This is a genomic window from Microbacterium sp. NPDC058269, from assembly GCF_042881445.1.
Lineage (GTDB): Bacteria > Actinomycetota > Actinomycetes > Actinomycetales > Microbacteriaceae > Microbacterium.
In genome coordinates, this window is sequence record NZ_JBHVXT010000002.1 from 510180 (window position 1) to 523807 (window position 13628).

The following is a 13628-nucleotide window of genomic DNA, read 5'->3' on the forward strand; positions in this document are numbered from 1 at the left end:
TCATGCGTGATGAGATCGTCCACATCGACGAGGAGGAGTGCCGTCGGTTCCAGGCATCGGCAGAACTCGCCGGGCGCAAGTGGAACGCGGCGATCCTGTTCGCCGGAGCCCGCGGCGCGCGTCGGTTCTCGGAGTACCACGCCCTCATCGACGGGATCTCCGACCGGCTGCTCTCGGCGCGACTCAAGGAACTCGAGCGAGAGGGCCTCGTCGTGCGCGACGTGCAGCCGACCACCCCGGTGACCATCAGCTACGCGCTCACCGAGTCGGGGCAACGCCTGATCTCCCTGCTGCATCCGCTGGTGAACTGGAGCCGGGCCCACGACGAGCGCACGGCGGCCGCGGCGGTCTCCCGCTAGCCGGAGTCGTCAGATCCCGACGAGGTGCGCGGCGTTCGCGCCGGCCCTCGGGTAGTCTCGCCCGCATGGCCACCGCAGCGACGCAGACCCACAAACGCGAGGCCTTCGGCTCGCGCAACGTGTTCATCCTCTCGGCGATCGGATCCGCGGTCGGCCTCGGGAACATCTGGCGGTTCCCCTACGTCGCCTATGAGGGCGGTGGCGGTGCGTTCCTGATCCCGTACCTGTGCGCTCTGCTCACGGCCGGCATCCCGCTGCTGTTCTTCGATTACGCGATCGGCCACCGGTACCGCGGCTCGGCGCCGCTGGCATTCCGTCGTATGCACCGCGCGGCGGAGCCCCTCGGCTGGTGGCAGGTGCTCATCTGCGTCGTCATCGCCGTCTACTACGCGGTGATCATCGCGTGGGCGGCCATGTACACGTGGTTCTCGGCCCAGCTCACCTGGGGCGCGGGCAACGAAGACGCCTTCTTCGCCGGTGACTTCCTCCAGTCCCAGGACGTCGCCGAGGTCGGCGTCTCGACCCAGTTCGTGCCGCAGGTGGGCATCCCGCTCGTCGTGGTCTGGCTGATCGTGATCGTGATCATGGCGCTGGGCGTCAAGCGGGGCATCGGCCGCGCGAACATGATCCTGATGCCGCTGCTCACGGTGATGTTCGCGATCCTGGTCGTGCAGTCTCTGTTCCTGCCCGGTGCGATGGACGGTCTCGACGCCTTCTTCGCCCCGAACTGGGAGGCGCTGGCAGACCCCGGGGTCTGGGCCTCGGCGTACGGACACATCTTCTTCTCGCTCTCGGTCGCCTTCGGCATCATGGTGACCTACTCCTCGTACCTCAAGCGCAAGACCGACCTCACGGGTTCGGGTCTCGTCGTCGCGTTCGCGAACTCGGGCTTCGAGATCCTCGCGGGTATCGGGGTCTTCGCGGCTCTCGGCTTCATGGCCCAGGCACAGGGCACCGAGGTCGCGGGGGTGGCGACGTCGGGCATCGGATTGGCCTTCGTGGCGTTCCCGACGATCGTCTCGCAGGCGACGGGCGGGTCGATCATCGGGGTGCTGTTCTTCGGAGCGCTGGTGTTCGCCGGTGTCACCTCGCTGATCTCGATCCTCGAAGTGATCGTTGCCGCCCTGCAGGACAAGCTGGGCTGGGCGCGCGTGCGCACGACGCTCACGGTCGCGATCCCGCTGGCGATCGTCTCGATGGCCCTGTTCTCGACGACCACAGCCTTGTCGGTGCTCGACACCGTCGACGCGTTCGTCAACTCCTTCGGCATCATGGCGGTCGCGCTGGTGGCGGTGATCATCGTGGCCTGGCTGCTGCACAAGCTGCCGGTGCTGGTGGAGCACCTGAACCGGCGTTCGAGCTTCCGGGTGGGGACCCTCTGGAAGGTGCTCGTGGGCGTCCTCGCACCGGTCGTGCTCGGGTATCTCTTCATCAGCGAGCTCATCGCGAAGACCTCCGAGCCCTACAGCGGCTACCCCGCCTGGTTCCTCGCGATCTTCGGCTGGGGGCTGGTCGTCGCCCTCGTCGTGCTGGCCCTGGTCCTGTCGGCGCTGCCGTGGAGCACGCGCTCCCACGCGAAAGATGACCCCGAGTACGACGAGTTCCTCTCTGAGGAGCACTATGAGCCGGATGCCGAGACCTCGACGTTCCCGGCGGTCGACACGACGAAGGGAGCGGGCGCATGACTCCGATCGCGATCGTCATGATGATCATCGCCATGGTCACGGTCTGGGGCGGCCTGATCGCGGGGATCGTGAACTTGGCCCGTCATCCCGAGGAATCGGAGTCCGAGCCCGCTCCTCCCATCGAACTCTGACCGCGCGCTGAAGGGCGAGCCGATCGCATCGGACCGCAGAAGTCGGGTCCGTGCACCAGGAAACGATGAGGCTGATGGGGAAAGGAGGACCCCATGATCGGCACGCTCAACGCCCTGGTCGACCTGGTCGAGGCCGCCGGCACCGACGAGGAGATCGACGTCGCCGCGTTCGCGCGTGAGCACGGCAGTACCGAGTACCACCTGCGCCGGATGTTCTCGGCGCTGGCGGGGATGCCGCTCTCGGAATACGTGCGTCGTCGCCGGATGACGCATGCCGGGACGGAGCTCGCGGCCGGCGCCTCGAGCCTGCTCGATGTGGCCGTGCGCCACGGCTACGGCTCGGTCGAGGCATTCGGTCGCGCGTTCCGAGCGGTGCACGGCATCGGCCCGGCCGATGCACGCCGTGAAGGGGGTCCTCTCCGTACACAACCCACGCTCCGGTTCCGCCTGAGCGTCGAAGGGAGCATCCCCATGGACGTCACCATCACCCACCAGCCCGCGCTCGTCCTCGTCGGCCATGCCGCAGAGGTCCCGCTGATCCACGAGGGTGTCAACCCGCACATCCAGGCGCACATCGCTGCGATCCCGCCCGAGGAGCATGCGCGCCTCAAAGCTCTCGCCGATGCCGAGCCGTCGGGGACCCTGGCCGTCACGGCCGATATCGAAGCGGACGCCCCGGAGGGCGCGCTGCTCACGTATCTGCACGGCGTGGCGCTGCAGCGCACCACGCCGATTCCAGACGATCTCGACGCGCTTCGGCTCGAAGGCGGCTCCTGGGCGGTCTTCGCCGCCCGTGGTCCCTTCCCTGAGACGCTGCAGAACCTGTGGGCGGCCACGGCGACGGAGTGGTTCCCGTCGAACCCCTGGAGGCTGCGGCCCGGCCCCTCGATCGTGCGCTACCTCGAGTTCACCGGTGACTTCGCATCGTGTGAGCTCTGGCTTCCGGTCGAGCGGGCCTGAAGCCGGACCGGGGCGGGCGGTGCGGGATGCACTGCCCGCCCCCGGCCCGAGGTGGGGTGTCCGACCCCTGTGCGACACTGGGCGCACGATCCAGGGAGGCACACGTCATGGCGGCGATCGACCCCAAGAAGACACTCGACGCCTATCGCGCGAAGCGGGGAGAGTTCCGCATCGTCGAGGTGCCGCCCCTGCAGTACCTCATGATCGACGGCGCGGGAGACCCGAACACCTCTCCCGCCTATCGGGACGCCGTGTCGGCACTGTTCCCTCTGGCCTACGCACTGAAGTTCGCGAGCCGGAACGACCTCGGCATCGACACCGTGGTGATGCCGCTCGAAGGGCTCTGGCATGCGCCCGACATGGAGTCGTTCACCTCGCGACGAGACAAGTCGGCCTGGATGTGGACGATGATGATCATGGTCGGCGACCACATCACCGAGGCGATGTTCGCGGCAGCGGCGGAATCCGTGGCGCAGAAAGCCGCGAAGAAGAAGGAACCGATCGCCGCACTGGATTCCGTACGGCTCGAGACGCTCGAGGAGGGCACGTGCGTGCAGACCCTGCACGTGGGGCCGTTCGACGACGAGGGCCCGGTGCTCGACGATCTGCACCACCGCTTCATCCCCGAGAACGGACTGCGGATGCGGGGACTCCATCACGAGATCTACCTGAGCGATCTGCGTCGCACCGATCCATCGAAGCTGCGCACCATCCTCCGGCAGCCGGTGGCGTCGAGCGCCTGAACGGTGGAGACCGGGAAATCAAGCCCCTCTGCGGCTTCCGGGGCGGCGGATACGCTTCAACGATGAGCACGGTCAAGCACGCGGCGCGCGTCGCCAAAGGGTCGTCCGCGTTTCGCCGGATCGCCCGTGTCGGTTTCGTCGTCCTCGGCCTGATCCACGTCATCATCGGTGCCATCGCGATCTCCATCGCCGCCGGTGCCTCGGGCGACGCGGACCAGGACGGCGCGATGGAGCAGATCCGTCAGAACCCGGTCGGAGGCTTGCTGCTCGTGCTCGTCGCCACCGGCCTGATCGCCCTGGCGGTGTGGCAGATCGCGAGCGCATTCCTCGCCGCCGACCCCGCAGAGACGAAGAAGTGGGGCCAGCGGGTCAAGCTCTTCGGCATCGCCCTCGCATACCTCGTGGTCGCGGGCATGGCGCTCATCTACGCGGTGGGCGGTAACGCCGACTCGGAGACGGCCTCGAAGACCCTGAGCGCAGTTCTGCTCTCGGCCCCGGGAGGAGTCGCTCTGCTCGTCGTCGTCGGCCTCTCCGTGGTCGGTGTGGGGGTGGGCTTCGTCGTGGGCGGTTTCACCCGCGGCTTCGAGAAGCTGCTCGATCTGCCGTCGGGGGCCGCGCGCGGAGGCATCGTGACGCTGGGCGTCATCGGCTACTTCGGCAAGGGCATCGCGGTGGCCGTGACCGGGGTGCTGTTCGTCGTCGCCGCGGTCACCCAGGATCCCGACAAAGGTGCGGGGCTCGATGCTGCTCTGCACAGCCTTCTCGACCTGCCCCTCGGCGGACTCGTCCTCGGCGTGGTCGGCGCGGGCTTCGCGGTCTACGGCGTCTTCTGCATCGCTCGGGCCCGCTTCGCGCGCATGTGACCACGGCGCACGTGACCACGTCTCCTACGGGGAGCTCAGGCGGTCGCGGGCTTCTCGCCCCACACCAGCAGGAATGCTCCGAGAGCGATCATCAGTCCGCCGCCGGTGGCCCCCATCGCCTCGATGCGTCGAGGGGAGCGGCCGAACCAGTCGCGGGCGGCGCTTGCGAGGAGCACCCATACCGCGTCACAGGTCACACCGATGGTGACGACGATCGCCCCGAGCAGGAAGAGCTGCGCGGGGACGGAGCCCGACTCCAGGTCGACGAACTGCGGCAGGATCGCGAGGAAGAACGCGATGGACTTCGGGTTGGTGATGCCGACGACGAAGCCCTCGGTCAGCAGCCGCCACCCCGAGCGCTTCGCCGGCGCCGTCGCCATCGTTCTCGCCGCGCCCTTCCGGTGCCGGATGGCCTGGATGCCGAGGAAGATCAGGTAGCCGGCACCGAGCACCTTGACGATCATGAACAACACGATCGACTGTGCGATCACGGTGCCGACGCCGAGCGCGACCGCCATGACGAGGACTATCGATCCGATGGCCGTGCCCAGGATGCTGAGGAACCCGCCCATCCGGCCGAGCGCCATGGCCCGCCCGATCGTGAACAGCACGGTCGGGCCGGGGATCGCGACCATCACGAACGCCGCGACGGCGAAGGTGAGCAGCGTCTCCTGGGCGATCATGGGACGAGCCTAGGGGTGCAGACGCCGGGCGGTCGAGATCTCGATCGCCCGGCGTCTCTCCGTCAGACCCTGCTCCGTCCGGAGCCGCTCGATCAGACCGTGCCCCAGAAGCGGTCCTCCGCCTCCTGGTCCTCGCTCATCAGCCACACCTCGACGATGCGGCCGTCGGCGACGCGGAAGACGTCGACGCCGTGCTGGTCGAGGTCTTCCTGACCCTCGCGCTGCGCACGGAAGCGCACGGTGGCCGAGACGAGGTCGCCGCTCTCGGTCGCCGATTCGGTCTCGAGGGCGAACGTGCCCCCGCTCAGCTGCATGAACCGGCCGAGGTGGGCGAGGATCGCGTCCGGTCCGACATGGTCTCCGGACACCTGGTTCGCTCCGGGCTGGTGCCAGACGGCGTGCGGGTGGAAGGTCGCGGCGAGCGCTTCCATGTCTCCGGCGGCCATGGCCGCACCGTACTGTCCTACGACGTCGATAGCCGACATGATGCTCCTTCTCGATGCTCGGTACTCTGGAGCATCCAGCGTCTCGGACGGGGCGCGGTTACTTCAACGTCACCGGGAAGGAGCGGCGCATGTCGAGCACATGGACGGTGTTCTCCGCCAGCTGCCCCTCTCGCGCGTCGCTCGCGCGCATCGCCAACAAGTGGACCGCGATGATCGTCGTCCTCCTGCACGAGCAGCCGTTGCGTTTCGGCGAACTGCACCACCGGATGGACGGGATCACGAAGAAGGTGCTCGTCGACACTCTCCGCGCACTCGAACGCGATGGGATGCTGGAGCGCGCGGTCAGCGACGACGGTCATTCCCGCTACCTGCTCACCCCGCTCGGGCGAACTCTGCACGAGCCGCTCCAGGCGCTGCAGGTCTGGGCGGAGTCGCATGTGGAAGACGTGCGCGACGCGCAGGACCGCTACGACGAGGTCGCCGACGCGAAGATGCTCGACGGACACTGACCTTCTGCGCCCACCCCGCGCCGACAGGTGGGAAACTGGAACGATGAGCGTTTCTCCCGGTGTCGACGTGATCGCCCCCTTGAACGAGGCCGAGGTGCGGCGCATCCGCGGGGACTTCCCGATCCTGGGTGCGCGGGTGCACGGGCATCCTCTCGTGTACCTGGACTCGGGGGCGACGTCGCAGCGTCCGACGGCGGTGCTCGATGCCGAACGCGACTTCGCCACCTCGATGAACTCCGCCGTGCACCGCGGGGCGCACACCCTCGCCGCCGAGGCGACCGAGCTGTTCGAAGACGCGCGCGCCGCCGTCGCCCGGTTCGTGGGCGCCGCCGACGACGAGATCGTCTGGACCTCGAACGCGACCGAGGCGATCAACCTCGTCGCGTACTCGCTGTCGAACGTATCGCTCGGGCGTGGGGGAGCAGCCGCCGAGCGCTTCCGGCTCCGTGAGGGTGACGAGATCGTCACCACCGAGATGGAGCACCACGCGAACCTCATCCCGTGGCAGGAGCTCGCGGCGCGCACCGGCGCGACGCTGAAGGTCATCCCCCTCGACGACGATGGTGCCCTGCGGCTCGACATCGCCGCCGAGCTGATCACCGCGCGCACGAAGATCGTCGCGTTCACGCACGTCTCGAACGTGCTCGGTGTGGTCAACCCCGTCGACCAGCTGGTCGCGCTCGCGCACGAGGCCGGTGCGCTGACCCTGCTCGACGCCTGCCAGTCGGCGCCGCATCTGCCCCTCGACGTGCGCGCCCTCGGGGTCGACTTCGCCGTGCTCTCCGGCCACAAGATGCTCGGCCCCACCGGCATCGGCGCCCTCTACGGGCGTCGCGAGGTGCTGGCGGCCATGCCGCCCTTCCTGACGGGCGGGTCGATGATCACGACGGTGACCACGACCGAGGCTGAATACCTTCCGCCGCCCCAGCGATTCGAGGCGGGTACGCAGCGCGTGTCGCAGGCGATCGCGCTCGCCGCAGCCGTGGGCTACCTGACCGAGGTGGGGATGCCGCGCATCGCCGCGCACGAGGCCTCCTTCGGTCGTCGTCTCGTGGACGGACTGAGCACGATCGACGGGGTGCGTGTGCTCGGCGCCGGTATCGACCTGCCCCGTGTCGGCCTGGCGAGCTTCGACGTCGAAGGCATCCACTCGCACGATGTGGGCCAGTTCCTCGACGACCTCGGTATCGCGGTGCGCGTGGGCCACCACTGCGCCCAGCCGCTGCACCGGCGCCTGGGCGTGACCTCGTCGACCAGGGCGAGCACCTATCTCTACACCACCGACGCCGAGGTGGACGCCGTGATCGAGGGCGTCGCCGGAGCGATCGACTTCTTCCGGAGGGGCGCATGAGCGACCTGCAGAACCTGTACCAGGAGCTGATCCTGGATCACTCGCGCACACCGCACGGTTATGGTCTGCGCGACGAGATCCCGGCCCAATCGCACCAGCTGAACCCGACCTGCGGTGATGAGATCACCCTGCAGGTGCACCGCGACGCCGACGGCAGCGTCGAGGCGATCGCCTGGGAGGGCCACGGCTGCGCGATCTCGCAGGCGTCGGCCTCGCTGCTGGCGGAACTCGCCGAAGGGCTCAGCGTCGAAGACCTCGAGGTGCGCATCGCAGCCTTCCGCGAGGCCATGCGCTCCCGCGGCAAGATCGAGCCCGACGAGGAGCTCCTCGGCGACGCCGCAGCTCTCGGCGGGGTGTCGAAGTACGTCGCGCGCGTGAAGTGCGCCATGCTCGCCTGGGTCGCCGCGGAAGACGCGCTCACCCGCAGCTGAGGTGCAGGATGGACGCATGTCCCTGCACCTGACACCTCTGCCCGCTGCGCACTTCGACGAGTGGAGGGCTGCCGCACGACAGCGCCTCATCGACGCGGACAGGGAGTCCGGTCGTCGCCTCGGCGCGGATGCCGTCGCCCACGTCGAGCACGTGTTCGACGAGCTGTTCCCCGAGGGGCATGCGACCTCGACAGCGCGGGTGGTGCGCATCGCCGATAACGCCGATGACGAACTCGGAACGCTCCTGCTGGTCCTGAGCGGGCAGAAGATGCTCCTCCTCGACCTCGACCTCGACCTCGCGGCGACGCTGACCGATGCCCAGCACGACGATCTGCTCGCGAATCTGCTGCACGTCGCGCGGGACATGGGTGCCACGCAGATCGGTGTGCACCTGTTCCCGCACGACACGGCTGGACGGGCGTTCGCCGAACGGGGCGGCTTCGAGATGGCCTCCATCCAGATGGTGCTCGAACCGCTTCCGCTGCGCGACGTCGCTCCGCACGTCGATGTGTCGCCGATGACCGCGGAGCGCTTCCCCCGTTTCGCCGCGGCGTCCGAGGAAGGGTTCGCGCACGACCTCGTCGAGTCGGGTCGCTACACGGCCGAGGAAGCCGTCGCCGAGTCGCATCGCCAGATGGTCGAGGAGCTTCCGGATGGCCTCGACACCGAGGGGCAGGAGTTCTTCACGGCCTCCGTCGACGGCACCGAGGTCGGCATCCTCTGGTTCGGCATGCGCCGGCGTGACGGGCGCCCGCAGGCGTTCATCCTCGACATCGAGGTGGCCGCGGATCAGCGCCGCAAGGGGTACGGACGGGAGCTGATGCACGCCGCCGAGCGAGAGGCCCGCAGGCTCGGAGCGGACTCGGTCGGCCTGCACGTCTTCGGCTTCAACACCGGGGCCGTCGATCTGTACGAGCAACTCGGCTACCGCCGCACCGAGGAGACCCTGCTGCGCGATGTCTGAGCCCGGTCACGGAGGGACTCGACGGGAATAGCCTCGCGCAGGAGGCGTTGGGCCGAACATGACTACTCTCGGAATCATCGGTGCAGGACACATCGGCAGCCAGGTCGCACGTGTGGCGATCGCGAACGGCTATGACGTGGTGATCGCGAATTCCCGTGGACCGGAGACGCTCGCCGACCTGGTCGCCGAGCTCGGCCCCAAGGCTCGCGCTGCCACCGCGCAGGACGCGGCCGCTGCCGCAGACGTCGCGGTCGTCACGGTGCCGCTCCGTGCGATCGACGAGCTTCCGGCCGAACAGCTCGCCGGCAAGATCGTCCTCGACACGAACAACTACTACTTCGAGCGGGACGGGCATATCGAGGCTCTCGACAAGGGGGAGACGACCACGTCGGAGCTGGTGCAGCGCGCACTCCCGTCCTCGAAGATCGCGAAGGCGTTCAACCACATCTTCGCGTCGGAGATCACCTCCGACGGGACACCTGCCGGCACCCCCGACCGCCGTGCGCTGGCCACCGCCGGCGATGATGCAGAGGCCGTCGCCTTCGTGACGCGCTTCTACGACGAGGCCGGCTTCGACACCGTCAACGTGGGTACGCTCAGCGAGTCCTGGAGGGTCGAGCGCGACCGTCCGGCGTACGTGGTCCGGCAGACCGCCGAGGAGCTGACGGCGAACCTCGCGATCGCGAACCGCCTGCCCTGAGCCCGGATGCGGGCGAGGGGGAGGACGCTCTCGCCCGCATGTCGGGGCTGCTTCCGATCAGAGCCTTGGGATACCAAAAGTTGAGGAACACCGGCGGGAGTGCGAGAATGCCCAGATGGCGGGGGCTATAGCAGCAGGCGGAGAACTCGAGTCGGTGAGGGTCACGCGCATCCTTCGTGACGACATCGTCCTCGGACGGCGCAAGCCGGGCGCCCGACTGGTCGAGCGCGACATCGCCGCAGAACTGAACGTGTCCCGGCTTCCCGTTCGCGAGGCCATCCGCACTCTCGTGGCTGAGGGGATCGTCGTCGCCCGTCCGCGGAGCTGGGCGGTCGTGCGGGAGTTCACCCCCCGCGACATCCAGGACTTCGCCGAGGTGCGCGAGGCCATCGAGACGCTGATCTTCGTCTTCGCCGCCGAGCGGCACGATGAGGCCGGTATCGCCCGCATCCGCGAGGTCTACGAGCGCGAGCTCGCGGCCGCCCGCGCGGAGGACTCCGAGGCGGCCAGGATCGCCGCGGCGGAGTTCCACGAGGTCGCCGTCGAGCTCGCGGCGAACGAGATGCTCGGTGAGCTCATCGCGGTCTTCCTCACCCGTCTGCGTTGGCTGTTCGGCCAGCACGACGATCTGCTCGCGATGGCGGATGAGCACCGCATCATCCTCGAGGCGATGACTGCGCGCGATATCGAAGCGCTGCGTCGGATCGTGCCGGCGCATCTCGCCAGCGGCCAGTCCGCCGCCGAGCGGCGCCTCGCCGAGAACAGCGATCTGACGGTCTGAGCTCCCCTGAGGGCGCCGCCCGTCGCATCCGGGGGACTGCAGAGGCGGCTCCGGTTGTATATTGGGGCGATCGGAGTCGGTCCGGAACTGTTGCGCTGTCCTGGGGAGCGAGATGCGGAATCTTGCTGTCGCGGTCGGATGCCTCTTGCTTCTCGGTGGGGTCGCGCTCGTCGCGATCGCCGATCAGGAGCGTCAGGAGTCGATCGCCGCGGTCAAAGCGGAGATCGTGCGGGTCGAGCGCGCGCTCGACGAGTCCCGCGGAGAGAACCGGGAGCTCGCCGAGAAGCTCACCGCACTCCGCTCCCAGCTCGCTGAGCAGGACGCGGAGATCGCCGACACGACGGGGTTCCTGCAGTGATCCGGCGCCTGCTGGCCGTCACTCTCGCGGCCTCGGTCCTGCTCGTCGCGGGGATGATCGGCAGAGCTGACGCTCTCGAGCAGGAGAGAACGGCCGCCGTCGCGCAGCTCGCCGCGTTGAACGAGCAACACCACGATGCCGGCCAGCGCACCGACTATCTCGACGGCGCCGTCGGTCGCGCCGAGCAGGACACTGCCGACCGTGCCGCGGTGCTCGCCCTGCGACCGGCCTTCCTCGCGGAGGTGCACGCCCTGACAGCGGTGCTCGAAGGGGCGCAGGGCCGGGTGGACACGGCCACGCATCGCGCCGCCGCACTGTCGGCGCAGCAGACGGTCGTCGCCGAGAAGGAGAACCCCGACACCGTCGCGGCGGCTACGGCGACGATCCACGCGCTCACCGAGAAGGTCGGCACCGAGGTCGCCTCATGGCAGGCGGCGCAGAGCGCCGGCCCCGGCGGACCGGCGTGGTCGTCGAGTGGCCCGGACGGCTACGCGCGGGTGCGGGCGGCCCTCGACCTCGTCGGGGGCGGGGGCGTCGGGCTCTACGAGTCCTCGTCGTGTGCGGGCGGGAACGCTCCGGCGTGCGCCAACAGCAACGGATACATCAAGTACCGCGCCGACGTCGCGAACTGGAGTGCCGGTCGGCTGAACTGGGCCATGGCGCACGAGCTCGCGCATATCTACCAGTTCCGGGTGTGGGGATCGCTCACATCGTCCGGGGCCTACGGAACGCTGTTCGGGGGTGACCCGGAGTTCCTCGCGAACTGCATGGCCGTGGTGCGGGGGTATCCCGGATCGGTCGGCTGCGACGGCGAGCAGCAAGCCTGGGCCTCGGGCATCTGGGTGGGCGCGGTCGGCTGAGCGGGAGCCGCGCTCCGTGCGGGTCAGGCCGTAGGCGTCGTCGTGTCGATCGCCGCGCGCAGCGGCCGACGCATCACGCGCCAGTACGAAGACGGGGCGATGCGGGTGAGGATATCGATCAGGCGGGCCTCGCGCCCGACCATGGTGCGCGCGGCCCGTCGTTCGGTCGCTCGGATGATGCGTGCTGCGGCATCGGCGGGCTCCGTGTGGTACATCGCCGCCTGTGCAGCGGCGGCGCGCGCGGCCACCGGCGGGTCGATCGCCGCGGCATATCGGCCGTGCAGGATGATCCCGGTGCGGACACCTGCGGGATACACGGCGCCGACGCTGACCGAGGTTCCCTCCAGCTCATGGCGCAGGGCCTCGGAGAAGGCGCGCACGGCGAACTTGCTCACCGCGTAGGGGATCCGTCCGGCGGGGGCGGCGAGGGCGTAGACGCTGGCGAGGTGCGTGATGTGCGCGGCTGGAGCTGCGCGGAGCGCGGGGAGGAGCGCCTTGGTGATCGAGACCGTGCCCCACAGGTTCACATCGGTGAGCCAGCGCATCTCCTCCATGGTGAGCTGGTCGATGTCGCCGAGCATCGAGGAGCCGGCACAGGTGATCAGGGCGTTGATCTGCGGGTGCGTGGCGCCGATCTCGGAGGCCGCAGCGAACACCGCCTCGTCGTCGCGGAGGTCGACGACGTGTGTCGTCACGCGCGCAGCGTGCAGTTCCGCGGCGATGGTCGCGAGCGCTGCGACGTCGTGGTCGATGAGCGCGAGGTGCGTTCCTCGAGCGGCGAGCTGGTGTGCGATCTCGGCGCCCATCCCATTCGCGGCGCCGGTGATCACGGTGGTGCTGCCGGTGAGATCGAGATGCTTCATTGCTCTCCTGCGAGGCGCGATCCGGGTGCGAACCCACGGATGTCGGATGGGTGGGGCAAGCTGATTCCGAACCATTCTGGCCGACACCGGGCCGCAGTGATACCGGTACGCTCAGAGGAAGGAGGTACCGGTGGGACGGACAGCGGATGCTATCGCCGAAGGCGTTGCGATCGCGACCGCTGCGGCGCGCCTCGCCGTGAAGAACCACATTCTCATCGGCACCATCGCCGAAGACGGCGTCTTCGACATGGACAAGTACATCGACGACGCGCGTGAGGCGCTTCGTGCCATGGCCGAGGAGTCGGAAGAGGCCGCGGCCACCGTCACCGCCCTCCGCAAGCGGGCGCGGGGCCGGCACTCCGACCCGGTGGGAACCCACGATTACCGCGACCGCGATGTGCGCAACCTCCGTCGTCGGGCCAAGCAGTCCACCGGTGTGGCCGTGCGCCTGCGCGAGATCATGCAGGACAGGGAGCGGCTCGCCGAGATCGTCGAGGAGGCGCGAGACGCGGCCTGGGCCGACGTGCGCCACAACCTCGACCGTCGACTGCGCGTCGAGGGCATGCGTCCCGACCAGGATCCTGACTACAACCGTATGCGGGAAGCGCGGATGCAGGCCCTTCGACTCGTCGATCTGCAGGCGCTCTCGTCGGAGCAGAGGGCCAAGGCCAAGCGGCGGAAGAAGCAGCAGAAGGCCGCGTCGGCGGACGGTTGAGGCCTCGTTTCGCTTTCGCGTCGGGACTGTTGTAGGCTGTTCTACGGCCCGCTGAGCGGGCTGGGCGCCCGTAGCTCAATGGATAGAGCATCTGACTACGGATCAGAAGGTTAGGGGTTCGAGTCCCTTCGGGCGCACACTGTGTTGAGACAGTAAAGGAACGGCTTCCACTTCGGTGGGGGCCGTTTCTGCATTAACGCAGGTGTGGTGCAGTGCGCTGACGTGC

18 protein-coding genes and 1 tRNA gene are annotated in these 13628 nt (G+C 68.7%); 16 read left to right on the top strand and 3 right to left on the bottom strand.

Annotation, left to right across the window (positions count from 1 at the left end):
• The first annotated feature begins 2 nt into the window (after positions 1 to 2).
• The 6 genes from ACFVWL_RS10760 (at position 3) to ACFVWL_RS10785 (ending at position 4741) form a co-directional block, all read left to right on the top strand.
• Positions 3 to 359, top strand: coding sequence for a winged helix-turn-helix transcriptional regulator (locus tag ACFVWL_RS10760; RefSeq protein WP_387182206.1), 357 nt, complete (start codon positions 3 to 5; stop codon positions 357 to 359).
• Positions 360 to 424: 65 nt separating this feature from the next.
• Positions 425 to 2044, top strand: coding sequence for a sodium-dependent transporter (locus ACFVWL_RS10765; protein WP_387182209.1), 1620 nt, complete (start codon positions 425 to 427; stop codon positions 2042 to 2044).
• Positions 2041 to 2175 carry a methionine/alanine import family NSS transporter small subunit gene (locus ACFVWL_RS10770; RefSeq protein WP_387182211.1) on the top strand — a complete coding sequence of 45 codons (135 nt, stop codon included), beginning with the start codon at positions 2041 to 2043 and terminating at the stop codon, positions 2173 to 2175. The genes ACFVWL_RS10765 and ACFVWL_RS10770 overlap by 4 nt, the downstream gene beginning before the upstream one ends.
• Before the next feature lie 93 nt (positions 2176 to 2268).
• Positions 2269 to 3135 (top strand): GyrI-like domain-containing protein, encoded by an 867-nt coding sequence (locus ACFVWL_RS10775; protein WP_387182214.1) that lies wholly within the window; start codon positions 2269 to 2271, stop codon positions 3133 to 3135.
• Positions 3136 to 3242: 107 nt separating this feature from the next.
• On the top strand, positions 3243 to 3878 hold the full coding sequence (locus tag ACFVWL_RS10780; protein WP_387182217.1) for a GyrI-like domain-containing protein: 636 nt from the start codon (positions 3243 to 3245) through the stop codon (positions 3876 to 3878).
• Between the two features lie 62 nt (positions 3879 to 3940).
• Positions 3941 to 4741, top strand: a complete 801-nt coding sequence (locus tag ACFVWL_RS10785; RefSeq protein ID WP_387182219.1) for a DUF1206 domain-containing protein — start codon at positions 3941 to 3943, stop codon at positions 4739 to 4741.
• Positions 4742 to 4776: 35 nt separating this feature from the next.
• On the opposite strand, the gene ACFVWL_RS10790 is transcribed toward ACFVWL_RS10785, so the two are convergent.
• Positions 4777 to 5424, bottom strand: a complete 648-nt coding sequence (locus ACFVWL_RS10790) for a LysE family translocator (RefSeq protein WP_387182222.1) — start codon at positions 5422 to 5424, stop codon at positions 4777 to 4779.
• Positions 5425 to 5516: 92 nt separating this feature from the next.
• The gene (locus ACFVWL_RS10795; protein WP_387182223.1) at positions 5517 to 5909 is read right to left on the bottom strand and encodes a nuclear transport factor 2 family protein; all 393 of its coding nucleotides are present in this window, start codon (positions 5907 to 5909) and stop codon (positions 5517 to 5519) included.
• An 89-nt stretch (positions 5910 to 5998) separates the two neighbouring features.
• Between ACFVWL_RS10795 and ACFVWL_RS10800 the strand changes: the two genes are divergently transcribed.
• From ACFVWL_RS10800 to ACFVWL_RS10835, 8 genes are all read left to right on the top strand, one after another.
• The gene (locus tag ACFVWL_RS10800) at positions 5999 to 6379 is read left to right on the top strand and encodes a winged helix-turn-helix transcriptional regulator (protein ID WP_387182225.1); all 381 of its coding nucleotides are present in this window, start codon (positions 5999 to 6001) and stop codon (positions 6377 to 6379) included.
• Positions 6380 to 6422: 43 nt separating this feature from the next.
• Complete coding sequence (locus tag ACFVWL_RS10805) at positions 6423 to 7730, top strand: aminotransferase class V-fold PLP-dependent enzyme (RefSeq protein ID WP_387182228.1); 1308 nt, start codon at positions 6423 to 6425, stop codon at positions 7728 to 7730.
• Positions 7727 to 8161, top strand: coding sequence for a Fe-S cluster assembly sulfur transfer protein SufU (gene sufU / locus ACFVWL_RS10810; RefSeq protein ID WP_387182230.1), 435 nt, complete (start codon positions 7727 to 7729; stop codon positions 8159 to 8161). The genes ACFVWL_RS10805 and sufU overlap by 4 nt, the downstream gene beginning before the upstream one ends.
• Positions 8162 to 8177: 16 nt before the next feature.
• Positions 8178 to 9125 (top strand): GNAT family N-acetyltransferase, encoded by a 948-nt coding sequence (locus tag ACFVWL_RS10815; protein ID WP_387182233.1) that lies wholly within the window; start codon positions 8178 to 8180, stop codon positions 9123 to 9125.
• Positions 9126 to 9183: 58 nt separating this feature from the next.
• Positions 9184 to 9825 (top strand): NADPH-dependent F420 reductase, encoded by a 642-nt coding sequence (locus tag ACFVWL_RS10820; RefSeq protein ID WP_387182235.1) that lies wholly within the window; start codon positions 9184 to 9186, stop codon positions 9823 to 9825.
• Positions 9826 to 9940: 115 nt separating this feature from the next.
• A complete protein-coding gene (locus tag ACFVWL_RS10825) occupies positions 9941 to 10606 on the top strand; it encodes a GntR family transcriptional regulator (RefSeq protein ID WP_387182238.1) in 666 nt (221 codons plus the stop codon).
• A 112-nt stretch (positions 10607 to 10718) separates the two neighbouring features.
• Positions 10719 to 10964 (top strand): hypothetical protein, encoded by a 246-nt coding sequence (locus ACFVWL_RS10830; RefSeq protein ID WP_387182241.1) that lies wholly within the window; start codon positions 10719 to 10721, stop codon positions 10962 to 10964.
• Complete coding sequence (locus ACFVWL_RS10835) at positions 10961 to 11824, top strand: hypothetical protein (RefSeq protein WP_387182244.1); 864 nt, start codon at positions 10961 to 10963, stop codon at positions 11822 to 11824. The genes ACFVWL_RS10830 and ACFVWL_RS10835 overlap by 4 nt, the downstream gene beginning before the upstream one ends.
• A gap of 23 nt (positions 11825 to 11847) precedes the next feature.
• Here the strand turns inward: ACFVWL_RS10835 and ACFVWL_RS10840 are convergent, their stop codons facing one another.
• The gene (locus ACFVWL_RS10840; RefSeq protein WP_387182245.1) at positions 11848 to 12687 is read right to left on the bottom strand and encodes an SDR family NAD(P)-dependent oxidoreductase; all 840 of its coding nucleotides are present in this window, start codon (positions 12685 to 12687) and stop codon (positions 11848 to 11850) included.
• Positions 12688 to 12817: 130 nt separating this feature from the next.
• Here ACFVWL_RS10840 and ACFVWL_RS10845 point away from each other — a divergent pair, with 130 nt between their 5' ends.
• Positions 12818 to 13402: an asparagine synthase gene (locus ACFVWL_RS10845; RefSeq protein WP_387182247.1), complete on the top strand. Its 585-nt coding sequence runs from the start codon at positions 12818 to 12820 to the stop codon at positions 13400 to 13402.
• Between the two features lie 64 nt (positions 13403 to 13466).
• A tRNA-Arg gene (locus ACFVWL_RS10850) sits at positions 13467 to 13539 on the top strand.
• The last annotated feature ends 89 nt before the right edge of the window (positions 13540 to 13628 follow it).

Coding starts and splice junctions, on each gene's coding strand:
- ACFVWL_RS10760 (WP_387182206.1), top strand. CDS start 3: ATGCGTGATGAGATCGTCCACATCGACGAGGAGGAGTGCCGTCGGTTC.
- ACFVWL_RS10765 (WP_387182209.1), top strand. CDS start 425: ATGGCCACCGCAGCGACGCAGACCCACAAACGCGAGGCCTTCGGCTCG.
- ACFVWL_RS10770 (WP_387182211.1), top strand. CDS start 2,041: ATGACTCCGATCGCGATCGTCATGATGATCATCGCCATGGTCACGGTC.
- ACFVWL_RS10775 (WP_387182214.1), top strand. CDS start 2,269: ATGATCGGCACGCTCAACGCCCTGGTCGACCTGGTCGAGGCCGCCGGC.
- ACFVWL_RS10780 (WP_387182217.1), top strand. CDS start 3,243: ATGGCGGCGATCGACCCCAAGAAGACACTCGACGCCTATCGCGCGAAG.
- ACFVWL_RS10785 (WP_387182219.1), top strand. CDS start 3,941: ATGAGCACGGTCAAGCACGCGGCGCGCGTCGCCAAAGGGTCGTCCGCG.
- ACFVWL_RS10790 (WP_387182222.1), bottom strand. CDS start 5,424: ATGATCGCCCAGGAGACGCTGCTCACCTTCGCCGTCGCGGCGTTCGTG.
- ACFVWL_RS10795 (WP_387182223.1), bottom strand. CDS start 5,909: ATGTCGGCTATCGACGTCGTAGGACAGTACGGTGCGGCCATGGCCGCC.
- ACFVWL_RS10800 (WP_387182225.1), top strand. CDS start 5,999: ATGTCGAGCACATGGACGGTGTTCTCCGCCAGCTGCCCCTCTCGCGCG.
- ACFVWL_RS10805 (WP_387182228.1), top strand. CDS start 6,423: ATGAGCGTTTCTCCCGGTGTCGACGTGATCGCCCCCTTGAACGAGGCC.
- sufU (WP_387182230.1), top strand. CDS start 7,727: ATGAGCGACCTGCAGAACCTGTACCAGGAGCTGATCCTGGATCACTCG.
- ACFVWL_RS10815 (WP_387182233.1), top strand. CDS start 8,178: ATGTCCCTGCACCTGACACCTCTGCCCGCTGCGCACTTCGACGAGTGG.
- ACFVWL_RS10820 (WP_387182235.1), top strand. CDS start 9,184: ATGACTACTCTCGGAATCATCGGTGCAGGACACATCGGCAGCCAGGTC.
- ACFVWL_RS10825 (WP_387182238.1), top strand. CDS start 9,941: ATGGCGGGGGCTATAGCAGCAGGCGGAGAACTCGAGTCGGTGAGGGTC.
- ACFVWL_RS10830 (WP_387182241.1), top strand. CDS start 10,719: ATGCGGAATCTTGCTGTCGCGGTCGGATGCCTCTTGCTTCTCGGTGGG.
- ACFVWL_RS10840 (WP_387182245.1), bottom strand. CDS start 12,687: ATGAAGCATCTCGATCTCACCGGCAGCACCACCGTGATCACCGGCGCC.